Raw genomic sequence first — 19,034 nt, 5'->3', positions numbered from 1 at the left:
CTGACCCGTCCGGAGCTTGACGCATCGGGGCTAGGTCGCCTATAGGCTCGCGCCTTCAACAGGACTCCGCTGGACCTGGAATACGTATCGGGCGCCGCCCGCTGCGACGATGATCGCGCTGCTTGCGATCGGGTCTTCTCGGGCGGAACGAGACGGGAATTTTAGTCATCATGGCGCGCCGCTGCGAACTCACCGGCAAGGCCGTTCAGGTCGGCCACCTCGTGAGCCACTCGAACCACAAGACCAAGTGCCGGTTCCTGCCGAACCTGTGCAACGTCACCCTCCAGTCGGATGCGCTGGGCAAGCGGGTTCGCTTGCGCGTCACCGCGCACGCCCTCCGCTCGGTTGAGCACCGCGGCGGCCTCGACGCCTTCCTGATCAAGGCCGGTGAAGGCGACCTGTCTCAGACCGCTCGCCTTCTGAAGCGCGAGATTCACAAGAAGCTCGCCGAGACCCCGGCCGTCGCGGCCTGATCTTCGGCGTTTCCACGCCTTATCGGTCTGATACTGCAAACCGCCGCGGCTGACCATGCCGCGGCGGTTTTAGCGTGCTTCTGAAGGGCTGGCCCCCGGTTCCTATCCGGCTTCCGGCCGCGCGATTCGCGTCAGCCACTGGCGAATCGCTGCGCGCACCTCTGGCGCGAGGTCGGTAAGCATCTCCGCTTCCAGCGCATAGACGCATTGTTTCGCCGCTCCGAGCATCACAGCGCCCGTTTCCGTCAGCGTGATCGTCTGGATACGGCCGTGAATCGGATGCGGCGTCCGTTCGACGAGACCGGCCTTCAAAAGGTTCGCAACGATGACGCTCATGGTTTGTGGCGTCACGAGTGCAAGCCGCGCGAGATCCGCGCCACTGTGGCCGGGATACGCGTCCAGCATCGTCAGGGCCGAAAATTGCGGCAGGGTGAGGCTGAGGCCGCTCAGCCGCTGCTCGACGCGCTGACGATGAGCATGGGCCGCCTGCCGAAGTAGATAGCCCAGATGACCGTCGACGCCGCGCTTGCCTTCGCCGGCCTCTGGCAACTCGTCCAAGACGTCAGCCATTGCACTTATCAGGGCTTTGATATGATGTGTGAGCGCTGACATTATCGAAGCGCGGAAGGCATGCCATGGACGATGTGACACTTGAGAAAGCGGCTTTTTCGTACGACATTTTTAGGGCTTCGATCCCGGCGGCCCATGCCGCACTGCTCGCCCTCGGTGGGGCCGTGGACAAGGCCGGCCTGGATAAGCGCCTGAGCGAGATCGTCAAAATCCGCGTCTCCCAGATCAACGCCTGCGTGTTCTGCCAGGACTTCCATCTTGATACGGCCCGCCGCCTCGGTATCGCGGATGGCACACTCGACGCGATCGCCGTCTGGCGCGACAGCGCAGTCTTCTCGCTGCGCGAAAGAGCTGCCCTGTCCTGGGCCGAGCACCTCACCCGCATGGCCGATGGTCCAGGGCCCTCAGCCGTGGAACCTCTGAGCGCGCTGTTCGGCCGGGACGGAGTTATGGTGCTGACCGCCGCCATTGCCACCATCAACGCCTGGAACCGCATTGCGGGCGGCCTGCATTTCCCACCGCTCGCCCGGCACGCGACCTGAAGGCCGCGCCGATGCGACCCGTTCCCGAACGCCCAATCGACGTCGTGGACGAAACGGCGGTGTGAGCCTGCTACCCGCTCCTAAGCCGGTTCGGAGAACCTCGTCGTACGCTAGCGGCGCCAGACCGTAGACGGCTATCGCTTCGTCGTGCTTTGGCACGGCGACCGTCTCGTGGCGCTGGCCAGCTTCCGGTTCCAGAGAAGCCGGTCCACGGGCGGCACCTGTAAGTCGACGATCTATTGACAGACGGAGGCGAGCGCGGCGGAGGCCTTGCTGGATCGATGATGGCGCATCCGACCGGTCTCGCTCGCGAATCGGGATGCGATCAGTTCCTGCCCGATACGCCGATGGCTAACGTGCTCAGCCACCGCTTCTCTTATCGCGCTGGCTTGGTTGCCGGCGCGCTCGGACCCAATATCGAAGTCGCGGGTTGATGGACGCTCGGATCGGCAAGCGGCCCGGTTTCATCTGAATTCCCGAGCGGGCGGCGCCGCGCTTCGGACCCCAGAAGCGTGCGAGTCGCCCGCTTTCGGCCGGCTGTTTCCTGCAAGGCTTACGGCGCATGTCAGCGCCTTGGAATAAGACCGGCAACGGGAAAACCGACGTCGATCGATCTTAAGCCAGCGTGATCGGGCTTGTAACGGCGGCGGCGAACAGCCTGCGTTCAGGCGGCCCGGACGGTGGTGAGGAAGCGGTCGACCTCGGCCGAAAGCTGCTCGGACTGGCGCGACAGCCCAGTGGCGGAGGCGAGGACCTGCTCGGCTGCTGCGCCGGTCTGCTCGGCAGCCTGCGCCACCCCGGCGATGTTATCTTTGACCTCCTGCGTACCAGTCGTCGCCTGTGTGACGTTGCGGACGATCTCGCGGGTCGCCGCCCCCTGCTGCTCCACCGCCGCCGCGATCGTCGTCGCGACCGTGTTGATCTCCCGGATGCGGCCGGTGATCGTGCCGATCGCCCCGACGGCCTCGCCTGTCACCCCCTGGATCCGGCCGATCTGGCTGGCGATCTCTTCCGTCGCCTTGGCGGTCTGCCCGGCGAGTTCCTTCACTTCGGTTGCCACGACGGCGAAACCCCGTCCCGCCTCGCCGGCCCGCGCTGCTTCGATCGTGGCGTTCAAGGCCAAGAGGTTGGTCTGGGCGGCGATCGAGGCGATCAGCTGAACGACGTCCCCGACTCGGGCGGCCGCTGCGCTCAGCTCGGAGACGAGGGCGGCGGTCTGGTCTGATTCGCCCACCGCGCGCTGGGCGAGGGTGGTCGAATCCTGCACCTGTCGGCCGATCTCATCGACGCTGCTGCCGAGTTGCTCGGCGGCGCTCGCCACGGTGTTGACGTTGGAGGCGGATTGCTCGGCCGCCGCGGCCACCGTGCCGGATTGGCTGGCGGTTTCCTGAGCGCTCGCTGTCATCTGCGAGGCGGTGGCTTGCAACTCCGTTGCGGCGGATGCGACCTGGGTGATGATGCCGGAGACCGCCGCCTCGAAACGCTTGGCCAGCTGCCGTGTGACCGCCCGACGCTGCTCCTCGGCTGTACGGCGTGCCTCGTCCGCCTCGGCTTCGAGCTGCCGGGTCCGAATCAGATTGTCCTTGAACACCTGGACGGCGACAGCCATGGCGCCGATCTCGTCATGGTGCTTCTGGGCCGGGACTGTAACGGATGCGTCGCCGGCAGCCAGTGCCCGCATGACCGTGGTCATCGTGCGAATCGGCCGCAGCACCCGGCGGACTACGACCAGCGTGCCAACACCGGTCAGCAGCAGAGCGGTGATCAGGAACAGGACGGTCCGCACCAGGGAGGCGCGCGCCTCTTCGGTCAGCGCCCGGGCCCGGTCGACCAGCGCATCGAGCGCTGCTGTGGCGAGGTCGGCGATTGTATTCACCTCGGCGGTGTGGCGAATGCGCATCTCGTCGATGGAGAGGTCGATCCGCCGGCCCTGCGTGAGCGCCTCCGTGAAGGCATTGCGGCGCGCCTCGGCCTCGCCCTCGAAGTTGTTGGCTTTGGCCGTGCCGAAGGCGGCTCGGACCGTATCCGAGGTCTCGTTGGCGGCGGTCGCGATGACGCCGGCCCAGGCGGCGGCCAGTCGCCCACGCTCCTCGGCCGCGGCGACGATATCGGCCTGCGACCACGGAGTGCCGGCGGCGACCGCGGATTCGATCCGCACCACCACACCCCCAATCAGGGCCCGCGAGGCCCACGCCGAGCGCTTCAAGTCGAGGTAATGCGCTAGAAGCGCATCGCCGCGCGGGATCGCAGCGTCGACCGCATCGTTCGCCGCCAGGAAGGCCTCGAGCAGCGCCTGGGACGCCTCGGCGATGGCCGGCAGCGTGCTGGCGGGTCGCTGCTCTGCGGGCACCGCCAATGCGGCGTCGACCTGCGAGCGCAGCCTGAGCGTGGCCGCGTAGGCCCGCTGCAGCGGCTCGACCTTCGCCAGCACCGCGGGCGCATCTACCTCTCGGGCGAGCGTCGCGAGCTGGTCGAGGCCAGCCGCGATCGTGGTGCGTTGGGTGGCGATCAGCGTCGCATCCTTGCCGGGAATCGGCTGAGCGGCTTTCAGGGCCTGGAGTGTGCGGCCGCGCTCCATCCGGATGGCCAGCAGATCCTTGAGAAGCGTCCGGCTCGCCTCGGTCAGGGCCACCACGCGGTGGCTGCGCTCCGCCTGCACCTGCGCATCACGCAGGGTCGCCACCCCTGAGGCGATCAACATGACGCTCATCGAGAACAGGGTCGCGCACAGGATTTTGCCGATCGTCAGGGTCGTGAGTTCAAATCCGGCGAACGTTAAGGGTTGCCCACGCGACATCGACAATGATTCCGTCTGGATGTTGATGCTTTGCCGGATAATATTTGCCATTAATTTGGAATAAATCCAAATCTCTACCGACAGCATAGCCTTTCTGGATCTGATCCATGACGTTTGCAACTCGAATTTATGACAGTCGATATGTGTCTACTTGTTCGAGGGAAAATTGTGTTTCTCGACGGTCGTGAAATACATTGCGGTCAAGTCCGATGACGGCGGTGCTGCTATCCGCATCCATTACCTTAAAATCTGATTCCCTCATCACGGCGAGTGTCATGAACGAAGGCTCGGTTTCGTGCAGCCTGCGTCGTGTGGCGATCGCTGCTGCGAAGCCCGACCCTGCTTTAGAACAGCGCGAGCTGCGCCCCCGGCTTGCGGAAGGCGGCCGTGTTCAGTGCCATCCGCCCGAAGGCGAAGCCAAGCCGGCCGCCGGCGATGCGGACCCGCTGGCCGATCAGTTCGGCGTAGGGCCCCTCTCCGCGGAAGCGATGGCCGAAGCGCGGATCATTCTCACGCCCGCCCCTTGCCTGCGCCAGCAGCGCGAAGGCCCGGGCCTGGCGTTCGGGATAGTGTTCGGCGAACCAGTCGGCCACAAGGTCGGTAACCTCGCCCGGCAGCCGCAGCAGGGCATGGCCGATGCGGCTCGCGCCGTTTTCTCGGGCCTTCGCCAGGATTGCCTCAATCTCGTGATCGGTCAGCCCCGGGATGATCGGCGAGACGTTGACCATCACGGGCACGCCCGCCTCGCTGAGGCGCCGCATTGCGGCGAGCCGCTTCTCCGGCCGCGGTGCTCTCGGGTCGAGCAGGCGAGCGAGACGTGGGTCCAGCGTCGGCAGCGAGATGGCCACGAGAACGAGGTTCTCTGCGGCCATCTCGGCCAGGATGTCGAGGTCGCGCAGCACGAGGTCGGACTTGGTGGTGACGGCGACGGGATGGCGCGCCGCCCGCAGCACCTCCAACACCGCACGGGTGATGCCGTGCTCCCGCTCAACCGGCTGGTAGGGATCGGTGGCGGTACCGAGGGCGATCGTTTCCGGCTGGTAGCCTGGGGCTGCGATCTCGCGCTTCAGGAGCTGGGCAGCATCGGGCTTTGCGAAGATCCGCGATTCGAAGTCGAGCCCCGGCGACAGTCCCAGCCAGGCATGGGTTGGGCGCGCATAGCAGTAGATGCAGCCGTGCTCGCAGCCGCGATACGGGTTGACCGACCGGTCGAACGGGATGTCCGGCGAGCTGTTGCGGGCAATGATCCGCCCTGCACGCTCGAGGGTGACCTGCGTGCGCAGGGGAGCGATCGCATCGGTCTCCCAATCGCCGTCCTGAAAATTCTCGCGCTTGGCCGTTTCGTAGCGGCTTGTTGGGTTGGCTGTGGCGCCGCGTCCGCGCCGGGCTTCCGGGGACCGCGTGCTCGAACCGAGGCGCATGGGAAACCTGGGGGTGGATCCATCCCGACTCGCCGCCATCGTGCTTCACCCTGTGGTTTGCTTGGAACATAGCGCGAACGGACCGAAGGCCAGCGCCTCAATTTCAGGCAAACGCAACTGCTTCCCGGCTTCGATAACCTCCAGCCTCTCCGGGATGCCTACCCACCGGTTTACCGCCGCGCAAAATCGTCTATGGGCGCGGTCATGCTCTCTGCGGTGACCTATCTGGCCGACCCGGCCGATCCGGACGCGATCGATCGCTTGGCCGACACGCTCAGCGTTCTCGTATCCGGTGTAGCCGGTGGCCTGGTCGGGGATGCTGTCATCGTAACCGACGAGGAGAGCGAGGCGGCGTCTGCCATCGCGGACGCCACCGGGGCGACCCTGGTCCTCCACCGGAGCGGAAGCCCCTATGCGGCAGGCGCTGCGGAAGCGCGGCGTGACTGGGTGCTGTGCCTAGAGGCCGGGGACGTTCCGGCCGAGGGTTGGATCCGCACCCTCGATCGCTTCGTCAACACCGCCCGGCCGGAGACCGGGCTTGGAAGGCTGCACCGCCCGGCCATGGGCTGGAGGGGCCGTCTCGTTGGCCGCGTCGAGTCCGTAACCGGCGCAAGGCGGGCCAGGGCCGGTGACGTGGTGCGACGGGAGGCGCTGCGGGCGGGTGCCGTGTTTGCGCCGCGCCTCAAGGTCCGGCCGCTGATCGCCCGCATCGACAGGCCCTAATCGACAGATTGTCGCAGCTCGACTTAGTGGTATCGGCTAAACATCAGCCGAAATTACTGGCGCTATGGCAGAAAACTTGCTGAATTGGAGGTTATAGCCGAGCGCCGCACCGCGGCGCGGCGAGGAAGGATGCGCCGATGGACTCCTCAGGCCTGATGGGGCGGAAGTCCGTCGACGATATTCTGGAAAGCGGCGAGGGGGAGGAGCAGCTCTCGAAATCCCTTGGCGCTCTGTCGATCACAGCCATGGGCGTCGGGGCGATCATCGGCGCCGGCATCTTCGTGCTCACGGGCACGGCGGCGGCGCAATATGCGGGCCCGGGCATCATGCTGTCCTTCGTGCTCGGCGGCATCGCCTGCGCGTTCGTCGGCCTGTGCTACTCCGAGATGGCCGCGCTGATCCCGGTGGCCGGATCGAGCTACACCTACACCTACGCGACGTTGGGCGAGTTTTTCGCCTGGCTGATCGGCTGGGACCTGATCCTCGAATACGCCATGGGCGCGGCCACCGTGGCGGTGGGATGGTCGGGTTACGTCACGAGCCTGCTGAAGGATGTGGGCATCGCAATTCCGGCTCGGTTCGCGCATGCGCCGGGCACGGCGATCGACGGCGGCGGCACCGCCCTGTTCAACCTGCCGGCCGTGGTGATCGTCGCCCTGATCACACTCCTGTTGATGCGCGGCACCAAGGAATCGGCGCGGTTCAACAACATCATGGTGGCGGTCAAGCTCACCGTGGTGGTCGCCTTCATCGCGCTCGGCTGGGGCCATGTCGATACGGCGCATTGGAGCCCGCTGATCCCGCCGAACGAGGGCACCTTCGGGCAATACGGCTACAGCGGCATCCTGCGCGGCGCCGGCGTGGTGTTCTTCGCCTTCATCGGTTTCGACGCAGTCTCCACCGCCGCTCAGGAAGCCCGCAAGCCGCAAAAGGACATGCCGATCGGCATCCTCGGCTCGCTCGCCGTCTGCACAATCCTGTACGTGCTCGTGGCCGCGGTTCTGACCGGCCTAGTGCCGTACAAGGAGCTGAACGTCCCGGATCCGATCGCCAAAGGCGTTGATGTAATTGGCATTGGCTGGTTCTCCCTGCTGATCAAGCTGGGGGCCCTGACCGGGCTGACAACGGTGATCCTGGTGCTGCTCTACGGCCAGAGCCGGATCTTCTTCACCATGGCCAATGACGGGCTGCTGCCAAAGCTGTTCGCCCATGTCCACCCGACCTACCAGACGCCCTATCGCAGCCAAGCCCTGATCGGAGGGGTGGTCGCCCTGGTGGCGGCGCTGGTACCGATCAATATCCTCGGCGAGATGGTGAGCATCGGGACGCTGGCCGCCTTCATCCTGGTCTGCGGCGCGGTGATCCATCTGCGCCGCACCGACCGCCACATGAAGCGCCCGTTCCGGGTGCCGGCCGTGCCGGTGGTGCCGATCCTGGGGATCCTGTTCTGTCTGCTGCTGATGGCCGGCCTGCCCCTCGACACTTGGCTGCGCCTGGTGATCTGGATGGCGATCGGTCTGGTCGTGTATTTTTTCTACGGCCGCAGGCACTCGGTCCTGCGGCGCAAGCAGGGCAACGCGGTCACGCCGTGACGCTCGCCCCCCGGCGAAGATGCTCGTCGAGCCGCGGCATGATCTCGACGAAGTTGCAGGGGCGGTGCCGGTAGTCGAGCTGCTGGGCCAGGATACCGTCCCAGGCGTCGCGGCACGCCCCCGGCGAGCCCGGCAGCACGAACACGTAGGTCGCCTGCGCGACCCCGGCGGTGGCCCGGGATTGCAGGGTCGAGGTGCCGATCTTGTCGTACGAGATCCGGTGGAACACCGCGGAAAAACCGTCCATCCGTTTCTCGAACAGTGGCTCCAGCGCCTCCGGCGTGACATCGCGGCCGGTGAAGCCGGTGCCTCCGGTGGTGATCACCACGTCCACCGCCGGGTCGCGTAGCCACCCTTGGACCTGCTCGCGGATCGCCGGGATCTCGTCCGGCACGATGGCCCGGGCGGCCAGCCGATGGCCGGCTTCGGTGAGGCGCTGGCTCAGGGTGTCGCCCGACCGGTCATCCGCAATTTGCCGTGTGTCCGAGACAGTGAGCACTGCGATTCCTAGGGGAATGAAGGCGCGGGCATCGGGCTGATCGGGCATCGTGGGGCCTCTCCGGAACAGACCGCCGATATGGGTTGCCGGTCCTCCTTTGTCGCCCCCCGATGGCTGGGCCGCCCCTTGCAGCGCGCCACGAACTCAGGCCTGATCGATCAAGCCAATCAGAGATTTCGACACCATGCACATGTACGGCAACTGGCGCTCGGCCGCCGCCTTCCGGGTCCGGATCGCCCTGAAGCTGAAGGGCATAGCCTATGAGGAGACCTTCATCGATCTCGATGCCGGCGACCAGCACAAGCCGGAGTTCCGCACGATCAATCCGCAGGGTGCGGTGCCGGCCCTGTTCGACGGCGATGGACCGCCATTGACCCAATCCCTGGCGATCCTCGACTATCTGGAGGAGACCCGAGGCGGCGTGCGGCTTCTGCCCGAGGAGCCGCGAGCGCGGGCTCGCGCTCGCTCGCTCGCCCAAGTCGTCGCCTGCGACACGCACCCGCTTTACGTGCCACGGGTGCGGACATTCCTGGTGGAGGAATACGGGCTGCCCCGGGACCGGATGCTGGCCTTCCTGCGCAACGCGTTCGACACTGGGCTGCGGACCCTGGAGACCCGGCTCGCCACCGAGCCGGGGACCGGCCGTTTCTGCCAGGGCGACGCGGTGAGCCACGCCGACCTCTGCCTCGTCAGCCTCTGGGTCGGGACCGGCATCTTCGGAGTCGACACGGCGGCCTACCCGACGGTCGCTCGAATCGCCGAGGCCTGCCTCGCCCTGCCGGAAGTCGCCGAGGCCCATCCCCTGCGCCAGCCCGGCGCCCCCGCGGCCTGAGGCCGAGGCGGCTTTCCCACATGCAACGGTCGCGCGTGCTCTCGTCACGCCTGCGCGGATGGGACGTGCTCTTGGCAGGCAGATGTGGCAAGCGGACGTCCAAGGCGTTTAATCCGGCCTGGGCGTCAATCCAGGCCCGTGGGAAGAAAGGGTGTCGATGGTACCCGTCGAGAACGAGTCCGGCCTGCATCGCGTCGTTGTGGTCGGCGGCGGGGCCGCCGGGCTCCAGTTGGTGACGAAGCTCGGCGACAAGCTCGGGCGCGGTAAGCATGCGCATATCACGCTGGTCGACCGGGCACGCACGCATATCTGGAAGCCGCTGCTGCACGAGGTTGCGGCCGGCAGCCTGGATATCGGCCATCACGCCGTCGATTACCTGCACCACGCCCACAAGCACGGGTTCCGCTACCGGATCGGCAGCATGACCGGGCTCGACCGGGAGACCCGCACGATCCGGCTCGCCGCGAGCCACGACCCAGAGGGGCGCGAGGTCACGCCGGAGCGCTCGGTGCCCTACGACACCCTGGTGATGGCGGTGGGCTCGACCACCAACGATTTCGGGACGCCCGGGGTCGCCGAGCACGCCATCGCGCTCGACACCCAGGATCAGGCGGTGCGCTTCCACCAGCGTCTCGTCAACGCATCCCTGCGGGCGCACACCCAGGCCGGTCCGGTCCGGCCCGGACAGCTCCACGTCACCGTGATCGGCGCCGGCGCCACCGGCACCGAGCTCGCCGCCGAGTTGCACCGGACCTTCCGTCACGTGGTCTCCACCGGGCTCGATCGGATCGACCCGAGCAAGGACATCCGCATCACCCTGGTCGAGGCGGCCGACCGGATCCTGCCGGCGGTGCCGCAGCGCCTCTCCGCCGAGGTGATGCAGCTGCTGCACAAGATCGGGGTCGACGTGCGCGTGCAGGCGCGGGTGACCGAGGTGCGGGCCGACGGCGTGCAGCTTGCCGACGGCACCTTCATCCCGTCGGAACTGGTGGTCTGGGCCGCCGGCGTGAAGGCGCCGCCCTTCCTGCAGGGCATCGGCGGCCTGGAGACCACGCGGACCAACCAGCTCGTGGTCACCCCGACCCTGCAGACCACCCGCGATCCCGATATCTTCGCGATGGGCGACTGCGCCTACCTGGTCGAGGCCGGCTCGGACAGGCCGGTGCCGCCCCGGGCCCAGGCCGCGCACCAGCACGCCAGCCACCTGATCGTCCAGATTCAGGCCAAGATCGACGGCAAGCCCCTGAAGCCGTTCAAGTACAAGGATTTCGGTTCGCTGGTCTCCCTCGGCGAGTACTCGACGGTGGGCAGCCTGATGGGCTTCGTCCGGGGCAAGAACATGCTCATCGCCGGTCTGTTCGCCCGGATGATGTACCGCTCGCTCTACAAGATGCACGAGCGGGCGCTCCATGGCAGCGTCAAGACCGCGCTCGACGCCCTGGCCCGGGCACTCACACGCCAGACCGAGTCGCGGGTGAAACTGCATTGAGATGTCACCGGCACCCCGACGATACGGGGGCCGCAACAGGGAGGATGACGGTATGATCCTGGTCAGCGTGATGTATCCGGCCGGCCCGAATTTCGACATGGCCTACTATCTCGGGCACCACATGCCGCTGGTGCGCGAGCGCTGGTCGGCTCTGGGCCTCCACGACGCGAAGGTGGTCAAGGGCGCCGGCACGCCGGATGGCGGTCCGGCCCCGGTCCAGGTCATGGCGCTGCTGACCTTCGAATCCGTCGATGCCTTCAAGAAGGCTGCTTCCGCCCACGGCGAGGAGATCTTCGCCGACATCCCGAACTTCACCACGGCGCAGGCCCAGGTGCAGATCAACGACTTCGCGGAGAGCCCGTGATCGATATCGTCAAGGCGGTGCAGCAGGCCGATCCGAGCCTCGGCACCTATGTGGTCGTGCTGCGTGCCGATGCCCGAGCCCTGGACGGGCCTGAGCGTTTCACCCCGGAGGCGCAGGCCTGGATCGAGGCGAACGCCCCCGGCGGCCCCCCCCCCCGGGTCCGCGTGCTGCTCGCCCCCTATCCGGGGGCGATCCCCGCCGAACGCGACGTGACCGTGGCGGCCTTCACGGATGCGCGCCAGCTCGCCGCCTTCGCCACGACCTGGACCGGCGATCCTCTGCCGGAGGCGGAGGAGCCGTAGAGCCGCGTCAGGCTGCCCGCAGCTGGCGGATCGCCCGGAGGGCCGTCGCGCGCTGCACCTCCAGGCGGCGGATCAGCGGAAGGAGGTCGGCGCCCGCGTGGGCGGCGGCCTCGACCTCGCGGCACAAACTCGACAGCCCGACGAAGCCCAGGAGCCCGGCCGCCGCCACCATGGCGTGGGCATCGTGGGCGATCTGAAGGCGGTCGGTCTCGCTCGGACGAAATCGCTCGGACAGCTCATTGGCGAGCAAATCCAGCAGTGCGCCGACTTGGTCCGTGCCGAAATTTGTTTCCATATCGGTGAGCACGGCGGCATCGAGCACTGCGGGGTCGACCGGCGTGGTGCGCAGCGGCGCGTCCTGGCGCGCCGGCCGGCGTGCGCCGGGCGCGGTCCAGCGGCTGATCGTGGCGAACAGGTCGGCCCGGCGGAATGGCTTGCCGACATGATCGTCCATCCCGGCCTCGCGCAGTTCCGCGACCTGATCGGGCAGCACGTTCGCGGTCATCGCCACGATCGGGACGTCGCAGGCAGGCGGTGCGAGGGCCCGGATCCGCCGCGTTGCGGTCAGCCCGTCGACGCCCGGCATCTGCACGTCCATCAGCACGAGGTCGTAAGGACGCCCCTCGGCCACCGAGAGGCCTACGGCCGCGATCGCCTCCCCACCGTCCCCGGCCACCTCCACGGTATAGCCCTGTGATTCGAGGACCGCGCAGGCGAGTTCCTGATTGAGCGGCACATCCTCGACCAGGAGCAACCGCAGAGGCGGCCCAGCCGGGACCACACGCGCTGCCTTGGCCGGTGGCGGAGGGGAGGGCGCTGTCCCGAGGCGGAGCGCATCGATGGCCTCGGTGCTGCGCGGCAGTACCAGGCGGAACCAGAAGGTCGAGCCCTCCCCCTCGCGGCTTTCCAGACCGATCTCGCCGCCCATAAGCGTGACGAGGTGCCGGGAGATCGCGAGACCGAGGCCGGTGCCCCCGAATCGCCGGCTAATTGAGCCGTCGACCTGGCTGAAACGCTTGAACAGGCGTTCCTGCTGGGCTGGCGCGATGCCGATCCCGGTATCGGTGACGGCGAAGCGGACCACATCGCCGGGGCCCCCATCCGGTGCCACGCCCTCGCCCTCCCGCTGGACCGTGACGGTGACGGAGCCTTCGGGCGTGAACTTCACGGCGTTGTTGAGCAGGTTGAGCAACACCTGCCGCAAGCGGCCCGGATCGCCCACCACCACGCTCGGGAGCGCCGGGTCGATCTGCGCGTCGATCCGAAGCCCGCTTCGGAGCGCGCTGCCCCGCACGATCGAGACCGTGCTGTCCACGATCGCCACCAGTGGGAAGCCGACCGGGTCGAGGGTCAGCTCGCCGGCCTCGATCTTCGAGAAATCGAGGATGTCGTTGACCACGGTGAGAAGGGCCGCCCCCGAGCTGTGGATCAACTCCAGGCGGCGCCGATCCTCGTCCTGGATGGCGCTCTCGTGGAGGAGCAGGTCGGCGTAGCCGAGGATGCCATTCAGCGGAGTGCGAATCTCGTGGCTCATCGCGGCCAGGAACTCGCTCTTGGCCGCACTGGCCCGCTCGGCTTCCGCCCGCGCTGCCTCCGCATCCCGGGTCGCCTCCCGCAGGGCCGCCTCTGCCGCTTTGCGGTCGGTGATGTCGAGATGCAGGCCGACCATGCGCTGGGGCTGGCCCTCGGGCCCGAACTGCGTGCGCCCGCGCGCATAGATCCAGCGCTCGCCCACCCGGAATTCAGCCACGAAGGCGGACGAGCTTTCCACCGCCCGCCGGATCTCGTTCCAGACGTCGCCGGCATCCTCGGGATGCAGAAGTGCGGTCCAGGCCGCCGCGGTCATCGTATGGGCTCGGCCGGTATCCGGCAGACCGTGCATGCGCGCGCTCTCGAGGCTTAGGGTGGCGAACCCCGTGCGCATGTCCCAGTCCCAGGTGCCGGCATCGGCTGCATCGAGGGCGATGCCTAAGAGCCCACGCGCCTCCTCAACGGCGAGCCGTGCCGTGACGATGTCGTCGACATCGAGCGCGGTACCGAGCCATTCCACAACGGTGCCATCCTCGGGATCGAGGTAGATCGGGATGAGCGAGATCTTGTGCCACCGGTAGACGCCGTCATGGCGCCGGATCCGCCATTGGCCGGTATAGCCGATCCCGGTCTCGATCGCCTCGCGCCACGCCGCCTCCATGGCGGCCGCATCGTCCGGGTGGTTGCGGGCGAGGCGGTCGGCCCGATCGAGCCCGATCGGTCCGTAATAGGCTTGGAACTGGGCGTTGGCGTAGGTCGCCTGTCCGTCACCGACCCGCATGGTCCAGATCAAGAGCGGCAAGGTCTCGGCCAAACCACGGTAGCGCAACTCGCTGCGGCGGACCCCATCCTCGGCGCGCCGCCGTTCGGTCACGTCGATGAGCACCCCGATGAGCCCGGTCACCGCGCCCTCGCCGCGGCATACGCCGCGCACGACTACGTCGCGGATCTCGCCGTCCGGTCGCAACAGCCGCGTCTCGAAATCGAAACTCGCACCGCTGGCGATGGCGTCCGCGACGATCCCCTCCAGCCGCGCCCGGTCGTCGGGGTGATATATCTGCGAAAATTCGGAGAGCGCCGGCGCCGGTCCTCGGGGATCGCGGCCGGCGATCTCGTAGAGGCTCTCCGACCAGACCGGCTGCCCGTCGGCGAGATCCACGCGCCAGTTGCCGACGCTGGCGAGCTGCTCAGCCATGGTAAGCTGATGGTTCGCCGCCGCCTGGGCCTCGGACCGCGCGTTGATCTCGCGATGCTGCTCCCGAATCAGGGCTTCGCGGATCGCGGCCTGCGCGATCTCGTGGCTCCGCTTGGCATTGGCCTCGGTCAGCCGCAGATGGGCGATTACGATCTCGGAGAGGTCGCGGAACGCCGCCGCATCTGCTTCCGAAAGCCCCTCCCGGGGCTCCGGGTCGATGAGGCAGAAGGTGCCGATCCGGATCCCTGGTGTCAGGCTGAGGGGGATGCCGGCGTAGAATCGGAACCCGTTCGGCGCGGCGACCCCGGGCAGTTTACGAAAGCGCGGATCGGCCCGTGTGTCGGGCACCACCAGCATGGCATCGCTGCGGATCGTGTGATCGCACAAGCCGAGCTCCCGCGGGCTTGTGGTCGGCACATCGATGCACGGGGTCTTCAACCAGAGCTGGGTGTCGTCGACGAATCCCACGAAGGCGCTGCGCACGCCGAACAGCCGGCGGGCGGTACGGCACACGGCGTCGAAATGCGGCTCGGTCGGTGTGCCGACGATGCTCAGGGCGTCCAGGGCCGCGAGCCGCGCCGCTTCATCGTTCGCGTGTGCTCTCACCGACCGCCTCCGGGAGCGGATCTGCCGTTTGGCGATCGCCAGCATCCTCGCAGGAGCGATGACCCGGCCGCGGCCGCGTTTCAAGCGGGCTTGGCGCCGCGCGCGATCACGTTGGCATCACGCGGGCTCCCGATGTCGCCGATCCGGGGCATGCGCAGCCGGGCCGCCTCCAGCGCCCAGACCATGCCGAGCATCATGTAGACGTGGCGCCATTTCTCGATGTCGATCTGGAACGCCTGCAGGAAGAACATCAGGAGTGCCGGCCAGACGATCTGGGCATGCGCCCGGAACGGCGAAGGCCGCGCCAGCAGGCGGAAGCCGACGAAGCTCGTGATCAGCACGAGGCCGATGAACACCACGCCGCCGAGCCAGCCGCCATTGGCGAAGGAGCCGATATAGGAATTGTGCGGCTCCAGCCCGAAGACGAGGCGCCAGTGCATCGGCCCCATGCCGAACGGGCGCTCCAGCAGCATCGCCAGGCCCCGGACCTGATTGCCGAAGCGGCCGGTCTCGCCCTGGTCATAGTCCTGGGTCAGGGCCGCCCGGGTCTCGAACATCTTATGCACGTGCTCGACCGACAGGAGGCCGATCACCGCGATCGTGCCGAGCACCAATGTGGCCAGCGTCAGGAGCACGATGCGGCGGCGCAGGCGGATCGAGCCGCTGCCGGCGTAGACGGAGCCGACCATCAGCAGAACGGCTACGACGCTGCCGCCCCAGGACCCGCGCGAGAACGACAGGAAGATGCCGGCCATGATGATCAGCAGGCCGGCGAGCGACACCAGCGGGCGGCGGGTCGAGCCGGTCAGCAGCCCGTGCATCAGGTAGAGGGCACCGAGGGTCAGGAACGAGCCGAACACGTTCGGATCCTGGAAGGTGCCCGAGGCCCGATCGTACTTGTAGAACAGGTCCTCGATCCCGAGCCATTGCAGGTAACCGACGATGCCGAGGGCCGCCGAGAACACGCAGCTCACTGTATAGGCCTTGAGCGCCAGCTCCATCCGGGCGTGCGTGTTTTCCGAGAAGAACATCGCGAAGAACAGGCAGGTGACCACGAGGTAGATCAGCTGGATCGTCCAAGTGACCGGAAACTCTTCGTTTAAATACGGGAACAGGGCGATGACGATCGCACCCAGGTAGAGCAGGAGGAGCGCCAAGAGCGGCACCGCCCCCCGGTGCAGGCGCACGCCGAGACAGAGCCACAGCAGGATCGTCGGGATCGCCACCGCGTCGTAGGGCGAGGTTTCCGAGAACGCGAAGCAGGCGAAGAAGATGAAGGCGGCAAACAGCCCCTTGGCGAGCGTGTGGATGACCCCGATGAGCGGGATCCCGGCGGCGAATCCCGCCGGGGCCGGAATGCCGGGCGCTGCTGCGTGAGCCATGGATACGCGGACTCCGCGGGCCGGTTACGCAGGCCCGCAAGACGGAGTCCATGACATCCAATGGTTGAGAATCGGCTTCGCGTCGCGCCGGCTCCTAAAGTCCTAGATGCGGCAGCCTTCGAACCCCTCGCGGATCGCCACCGGGTCGAGGTTGCGGCCGATGAACACCACCCGGGAGATCCGCTTTTCGTCCGGGCGCCAATCGCCCTGGACGTCGCCGTCGAGGATCATGTGCACGCCCTGGAAGACGAAGCGCTTCGGCTCGTTCGGGAAGGCGACGATGCCCTTGCAGCGCAGGATGTCGGGTCCTTGCACCTGGGTGAGGTTCGAGATCCACGGCATGAACTTCTCCGGATCGACCTCGCCATCGATCCGGGCCGAAATCGACTGGATCTCAGAATCGTGATGGTGATGGTGACCCTCCTCCAGAAATTCCGGCTCGATCTCGAGGATGCGATCCAGGTCGAAGGCGTTGCGCTCGAGCACGGCCTCCAGAGGCACGGCGCAGTTCTGGGTGCGGTGGAGCGTGGCGAGCGGGTTGATGCCGCGGATCTGGGCCTCGACCCGGTCGAGGTCGGCCGGCGAAACGAGGTCGCTCTTGTTGAGCAGGATCACGTCCGCGAAGGCGATCTGATTCTTCGCTTCTGGCGCGTCTTTCAGACGGTCGGACAGCCATTTGGCGTCGGCCACCGTCACCACGGCGTCGAGGCGGGCGGCGTCGCCGACATCCTGGTCGACGAAGAAGGTCTGGGCGACGGGAGCCGGGTCCGCCAGCCCCGTGGTCTCCACGATGATCGCGTCGAACTTGCCCCGGCGCTTCACCAATCCGTCCATGATCCGGATCAGGTCGCCGCGCACCGTGCAGCAGACGCAGCCGTTGTTCATCTCGAACACTTCCTCGTCGGCGCCGACGACAAGGTCGTTGTCGATTCCGATCTCGCCGAACTCATTGACGATCACGGCGTAGCGCTTGCCATGATTTTCAGTGAGGATCCGGTTGAGCAGCGTGGTCTTGCCGGCGCCGAGATAGCCGGTCAGCACGGTCACCGGAATCTTGCCGGTGGTCGAACCTGATGGGGCGGAAGCAGAACTCATGTCGGTCATGGCGGATTCTTCGATCGGATCTGCGGGATGGGTCGGGCTGCTGGCCCGCGAGCGTTGTCATATTGTAACAAATCCCGGCGAAGGAAGACGGAGCCACACGGTTTCGCGACCCGGCCCCCCGATCGATTGCGGATCAGCCAAGCTTTGCTCTAGGCACGTGGTGCAATCCGGCTTCGCCCGGACGGCACGCCTCGACAAGCGACCCCGATCACCATGAAACGGCCGGGGTCTGGGGCGAAGCCCGTCCTCGTCAGCCATCCCGGTTCCTCGCCCGGCCCTAGAAGACCAACCGCATGGACGCCCGCAATCCGCTCGAACAGGATGAGGCCCGCGCCGCGTCCGCGCGCAGGCGCCGCGCGCCGTGGCCCCTCATCATCCTCCTGCTGGTTGCGATCGCAGGCAGCCTGGCGCTGGCCGTCTCGGACCGCGCCCGCGAAGCGGCCTCGGGCGTTGTCGCCGGACTGTTCGGATCGGGCAACCCGGATGCGGGCATCGAGGCTGAGAAGGCCGGCACGGTCGAGCGGGTGTTCCGCCCGACCAAGGAGCAGCGCGCCGCGTTCGAGATCCTGCCGGTGGCCACCCAGGTGTTCCGCCCAGAGGGTTCCGCCGAGGGGCGCATCGCGCTCAACGACGACGACAACGTGCCGGTGGTCTCGCCCTATTCGGGCCGGGTGACCAAGGTTCTGGCCCGGGCAGGCGACGACGTGAAGGCCGGCGACGTGCTGCTGACCCTGGAGGCCACCGACATGGTCCAGGCGCAGAACGACTACCAGGCGGCACTGAACAACTTGCAGAAGCAGCAGGCCCTGCTGAAGCTCGACCAGACCATCGCGGCGCGCCAGCAGGAGCTGTTCCAGGCCCACGCGGTGGCGCTGAAGGACTACCAGTCGGCGCAGAACGACGTCATCGCCGCGCAGAGCGATCTCAAAACCGCGGAGGCGGCCCTCGACGCCGTGAAGAACCGGCTGCGGCTCCTGGGCAAGTCCGATGCCGAGATTGCCGCCTACGAGAAGAACGGCCGCCTGAGCCCCGAGACCCAGATCCGGGCGCCGATCGCCGGCACGATCGTCCAGCGGAAGGTGGGGACCGGACAGTACCTCTCCGCCTCCAGCGATCCGGTCTTCGTGATCGGCGACCTGTCCACGGTCTGGCTCGTCGCCAACGTGCGCGAGAGTGAGATCCCGAAGATCCGCATCGGCCAGGAGGTCGAGGCGAAGGTGGCGGGCTTCGGGGCGCGGGTGTTCAAGGCCCGGGTCAACTACATGGCGGCAAGCCTGGACCCGGCCACGCGGCGCCTCGCCGTGCGCAGCGAGGTCGACAACCCAGACCGGGTGCTGCGTCCGGAGATGTTTGCCACCTTTACGATCATCACCGGCAAGGGCGAGCCTAGCCCGAGCGTGCCGGTCGCCGCGATCGTGTACGAGGGCGATCGTACCCATGTCTGGGTGGCCCGCCAGGACGGCGCCGTGGAGGCGCGGGACATCAAGCTCGGCGTCATCAACGGCGACAACGCGCAGGTCGTCGACGGCCTGCACGCGGGTGACCAGATCGTGACCCGGGGGGCCCTGTTCATCGATCGGGCAGCCACCGGCGACAAGGCGTCCTGAGCGGGA

The 19,034-nt window shown here is 67.3% G+C and carries 18 protein-coding genes; 10 read left to right on the top strand and 8 right to left on the bottom strand.

The window, feature by feature from the left end:
- Nucleotides 1-170 precede the first annotated feature (170 nt).
- Nucleotides 171-473, top strand: a complete 303-nt coding sequence (gene rpmB, locus AO398_RS04940) for a 50S ribosomal protein L28 (protein ID WP_058190906.1) — start codon at nt 171-173, stop codon at nt 471-473.
- 102 nt (nt 474-575) lie between these two features.
- Here the strand turns inward: rpmB and AO398_RS04935 are convergent, their stop codons facing one another.
- Complete coding sequence (locus AO398_RS04935; RefSeq protein ID WP_058190905.1) at nt 576-1,043, bottom strand: MarR family winged helix-turn-helix transcriptional regulator; 468 nt, start codon at nt 1,041-1,043, stop codon at nt 576-578.
- 65 nt (nt 1,044-1,108) lie between these two features.
- Between AO398_RS04935 and AO398_RS04930 the strand changes: the two genes are divergently transcribed.
- Nucleotides 1,109-1,585, top strand: a complete 477-nt coding sequence (locus tag AO398_RS04930; RefSeq protein WP_152997413.1) for a carboxymuconolactone decarboxylase family protein — start codon at nt 1,109-1,111, stop codon at nt 1,583-1,585.
- Between the two features lie 284 nt (nt 1,586-1,869).
- Nucleotides 1,870-2,019 carry a hypothetical protein gene (locus AO398_RS28745; protein ID WP_160329306.1) on the top strand — a complete coding sequence of 50 codons (150 nt, stop codon included), beginning with the start codon at nt 1,870-1,872 and terminating at the stop codon, nt 2,017-2,019.
- Nucleotides 2,020-2,249: 230 nt separating this feature from the next.
- Here AO398_RS28745 and AO398_RS04925 read toward each other — a convergent pair whose 3' ends face one another.
- From AO398_RS04925 to AO398_RS04920, 3 genes are all read right to left on the bottom strand, one after another.
- Nucleotides 2,250-4,295 (bottom strand): methyl-accepting chemotaxis protein, encoded by a 2,046-nt coding sequence (locus tag AO398_RS04925; protein WP_058190949.1) that lies wholly within the window; start codon nt 4,293-4,295, stop codon nt 2,250-2,252.
- A 49-nt stretch (nt 4,296-4,344) separates the two neighbouring features.
- A complete protein-coding gene (locus AO398_RS28950; protein WP_201025711.1) occupies nt 4,345-4,491 on the bottom strand; it encodes a hypothetical protein in 147 nt (48 codons plus the stop codon).
- A 235-nt stretch (nt 4,492-4,726) separates the two neighbouring features.
- Nucleotides 4,727-5,803 carry a PA0069 family radical SAM protein gene (locus tag AO398_RS04920; protein WP_244498668.1) on the bottom strand — a complete coding sequence of 359 codons (1,077 nt, stop codon included), beginning with the start codon at nt 5,801-5,803 and terminating at the stop codon, nt 4,727-4,729.
- Between the two features lie 204 nt (nt 5,804-6,007).
- On the opposite strand from AO398_RS04920, the gene AO398_RS04915 reads away from it, so the two are divergent.
- Both AO398_RS04915 and AO398_RS04910 read left to right on the top strand, forming a co-directional pair.
- Entirely contained in the window at nt 6,008-6,526 is a 519-nt protein-coding gene (locus tag AO398_RS04915) for a hypothetical protein (protein WP_058190948.1), read from the top strand.
- Between the two features lie 137 nt (nt 6,527-6,663).
- Entirely contained in the window at nt 6,664-8,118 is a 1,455-nt protein-coding gene (locus AO398_RS04910; RefSeq protein ID WP_058190903.1) for an amino acid permease, read from the top strand.
- Here AO398_RS04910 and moaB read toward each other — a convergent pair.
- Nucleotides 8,108-8,665 (bottom strand): molybdenum cofactor biosynthesis protein B, encoded by a 558-nt coding sequence (gene moaB, locus AO398_RS04905; protein WP_058190902.1) that lies wholly within the window; start codon nt 8,663-8,665, stop codon nt 8,108-8,110. The two genes, AO398_RS04910 and moaB, sit on opposite strands and share 11 nt — an antisense overlap.
- 136 nt (nt 8,666-8,801) lie before the next feature.
- On the opposite strand from moaB, the gene maiA reads away from it, so the two are divergent.
- The 4 genes from maiA to AO398_RS04885 all read left to right on the top strand — a co-directional run bounded on the left by maiA (nt 8,802) and on the right by AO398_RS04885 (nt 11,604).
- On the top strand, nt 8,802-9,449 hold the full coding sequence (maiA, locus tag AO398_RS04900) for a maleylacetoacetate isomerase (protein WP_058190901.1): 648 nt from the start codon (nt 8,802-8,804) through the stop codon (nt 9,447-9,449).
- 157 nt (nt 9,450-9,606) lie between these two features.
- A complete protein-coding gene (locus AO398_RS04895; RefSeq protein ID WP_058190900.1) occupies nt 9,607-10,938 on the top strand; it encodes an NAD(P)/FAD-dependent oxidoreductase in 1,332 nt (443 codons plus the stop codon).
- A 52-nt stretch (nt 10,939-10,990) separates the two neighbouring features.
- A complete protein-coding gene (locus tag AO398_RS04890) occupies nt 10,991-11,302 on the top strand; it encodes an EthD family reductase (RefSeq protein WP_058190899.1) in 312 nt (103 codons plus the stop codon).
- The gene (locus AO398_RS04885) at nt 11,299-11,604 is read left to right on the top strand and encodes a hypothetical protein (protein ID WP_058190898.1); all 306 of its coding nucleotides are present in this window, start codon (nt 11,299-11,301) and stop codon (nt 11,602-11,604) included. Before AO398_RS04890 ends, AO398_RS04885 begins: the two co-directional genes overlap by 4 nt.
- A 7-nt stretch (nt 11,605-11,611) precedes the next feature.
- Here AO398_RS04885 and AO398_RS04880 read toward each other — a convergent pair whose 3' ends face one another.
- From AO398_RS04880 to AO398_RS04870, 3 genes are all read right to left on the bottom strand, one after another.
- Nucleotides 11,612-14,935 (bottom strand): GAF domain-containing hybrid sensor histidine kinase/response regulator, encoded by a 3,324-nt coding sequence (locus tag AO398_RS04880; RefSeq protein WP_058190947.1) that lies wholly within the window; start codon nt 14,933-14,935, stop codon nt 11,612-11,614.
- Between the two features lie 80 nt (nt 14,936-15,015).
- Nucleotides 15,016-16,317 carry an O-antigen ligase family protein gene (locus tag AO398_RS04875; RefSeq protein WP_058190897.1) on the bottom strand — a complete coding sequence of 434 codons (1,302 nt, stop codon included), beginning with the start codon at nt 16,315-16,317 and terminating at the stop codon, nt 15,016-15,018.
- A 102-nt stretch (nt 16,318-16,419) separates the two neighbouring features.
- On the bottom strand, nt 16,420-17,421 hold the full coding sequence (locus AO398_RS04870; RefSeq protein ID WP_152997412.1) for a GTP-binding protein: 1,002 nt from the start codon (nt 17,419-17,421) through the stop codon (nt 16,420-16,422).
- A 293-nt stretch (nt 17,422-17,714) separates the two neighbouring features.
- On the opposite strand from AO398_RS04870, the gene AO398_RS04865 reads away from it, so the two are divergent.
- Nucleotides 17,715-19,028, top strand: coding sequence for an efflux RND transporter periplasmic adaptor subunit (locus tag AO398_RS04865; RefSeq protein ID WP_058190896.1), 1,314 nt, complete (start codon nt 17,715-17,717; stop codon nt 19,026-19,028).
- Nucleotides 19,029-19,034 lie beyond the last annotated feature (6 nt).

It is taken from the genome of Methylobacterium sp. GXS13, from assembly GCF_001455965.1.
GTDB lineage: Bacteria > Pseudomonadota > Alphaproteobacteria > Rhizobiales > Beijerinckiaceae > Methylobacterium.
This window is presented reverse-complemented; position numbering and strand designations above follow the sequence as displayed.

What these genes read in the sequence shown, in the direction of transcription:
- AO398_RS04930 (WP_152997413.1), top strand. Translation starts at nt 1,109, where the DNA reads ATGGACGATGTGACACTTGAGAAAGCGGCTTTTTCGTACGACATTTTT.
- AO398_RS04875 (WP_058190897.1), bottom strand. Translation starts at nt 16,317, where the DNA reads ATGGCTCACGCAGCAGCGCCCGGCATTCCGGCCCCGGCGGGATTCGCC.
- AO398_RS28950 (WP_201025711.1), bottom strand. Translation starts at nt 4,491, where the DNA reads ATGGATCAGATCCAGAAAGGCTATGCTGTCGGTAGAGATTTGGATTTA.
- AO398_RS04910 (WP_058190903.1), top strand. Translation starts at nt 6,664, where the DNA reads ATGGACTCCTCAGGCCTGATGGGGCGGAAGTCCGTCGACGATATTCTG.
- AO398_RS04870 (WP_152997412.1), bottom strand. Translation starts at nt 17,421, where the DNA reads ATGACCGACATGAGTTCTGCTTCCGCCCCATCAGGTTCGACCACCGGC.
- AO398_RS04895 (WP_058190900.1), top strand. Translation starts at nt 9,607, where the DNA reads ATGGTACCCGTCGAGAACGAGTCCGGCCTGCATCGCGTCGTTGTGGTC.
- AO398_RS28745 (WP_160329306.1), top strand. Translation starts at nt 1,870, where the DNA reads ATGGCGCATCCGACCGGTCTCGCTCGCGAATCGGGATGCGATCAGTTC.
- AO398_RS04935 (WP_058190905.1), bottom strand. Translation starts at nt 1,043, where the DNA reads ATGGCTGACGTCTTGGACGAGTTGCCAGAGGCCGGCGAAGGCAAGCGC.
- AO398_RS04925 (WP_058190949.1), bottom strand. Translation starts at nt 4,295, where the DNA reads ATGAGCGTCATGTTGATCGCCTCAGGGGTGGCGACCCTGCGTGATGCG.
- maiA (WP_058190901.1), top strand. Translation starts at nt 8,802, where the DNA reads ATGCACATGTACGGCAACTGGCGCTCGGCCGCCGCCTTCCGGGTCCGG.
- rpmB (WP_058190906.1), top strand. Translation starts at nt 171, where the DNA reads ATGGCGCGCCGCTGCGAACTCACCGGCAAGGCCGTTCAGGTCGGCCAC.
- AO398_RS04890 (WP_058190899.1), top strand. Translation starts at nt 10,991, where the DNA reads ATGATCCTGGTCAGCGTGATGTATCCGGCCGGCCCGAATTTCGACATG.
- AO398_RS04865 (WP_058190896.1), top strand. Translation starts at nt 17,715, where the DNA reads ATGGACGCCCGCAATCCGCTCGAACAGGATGAGGCCCGCGCCGCGTCC.
- AO398_RS04920 (WP_244498668.1), bottom strand. Translation starts at nt 5,803, where the DNA reads ATGCGCCTCGGTTCGAGCACGCGGTCCCCGGAAGCCCGGCGCGGACGC.
- moaB (WP_058190902.1), bottom strand. Translation starts at nt 8,665, where the DNA reads ATGCCCGATCAGCCCGATGCCCGCGCCTTCATTCCCCTAGGAATCGCA.
- AO398_RS04915 (WP_058190948.1), top strand. Translation starts at nt 6,008, where the DNA reads ATGCTCTCTGCGGTGACCTATCTGGCCGACCCGGCCGATCCGGACGCG.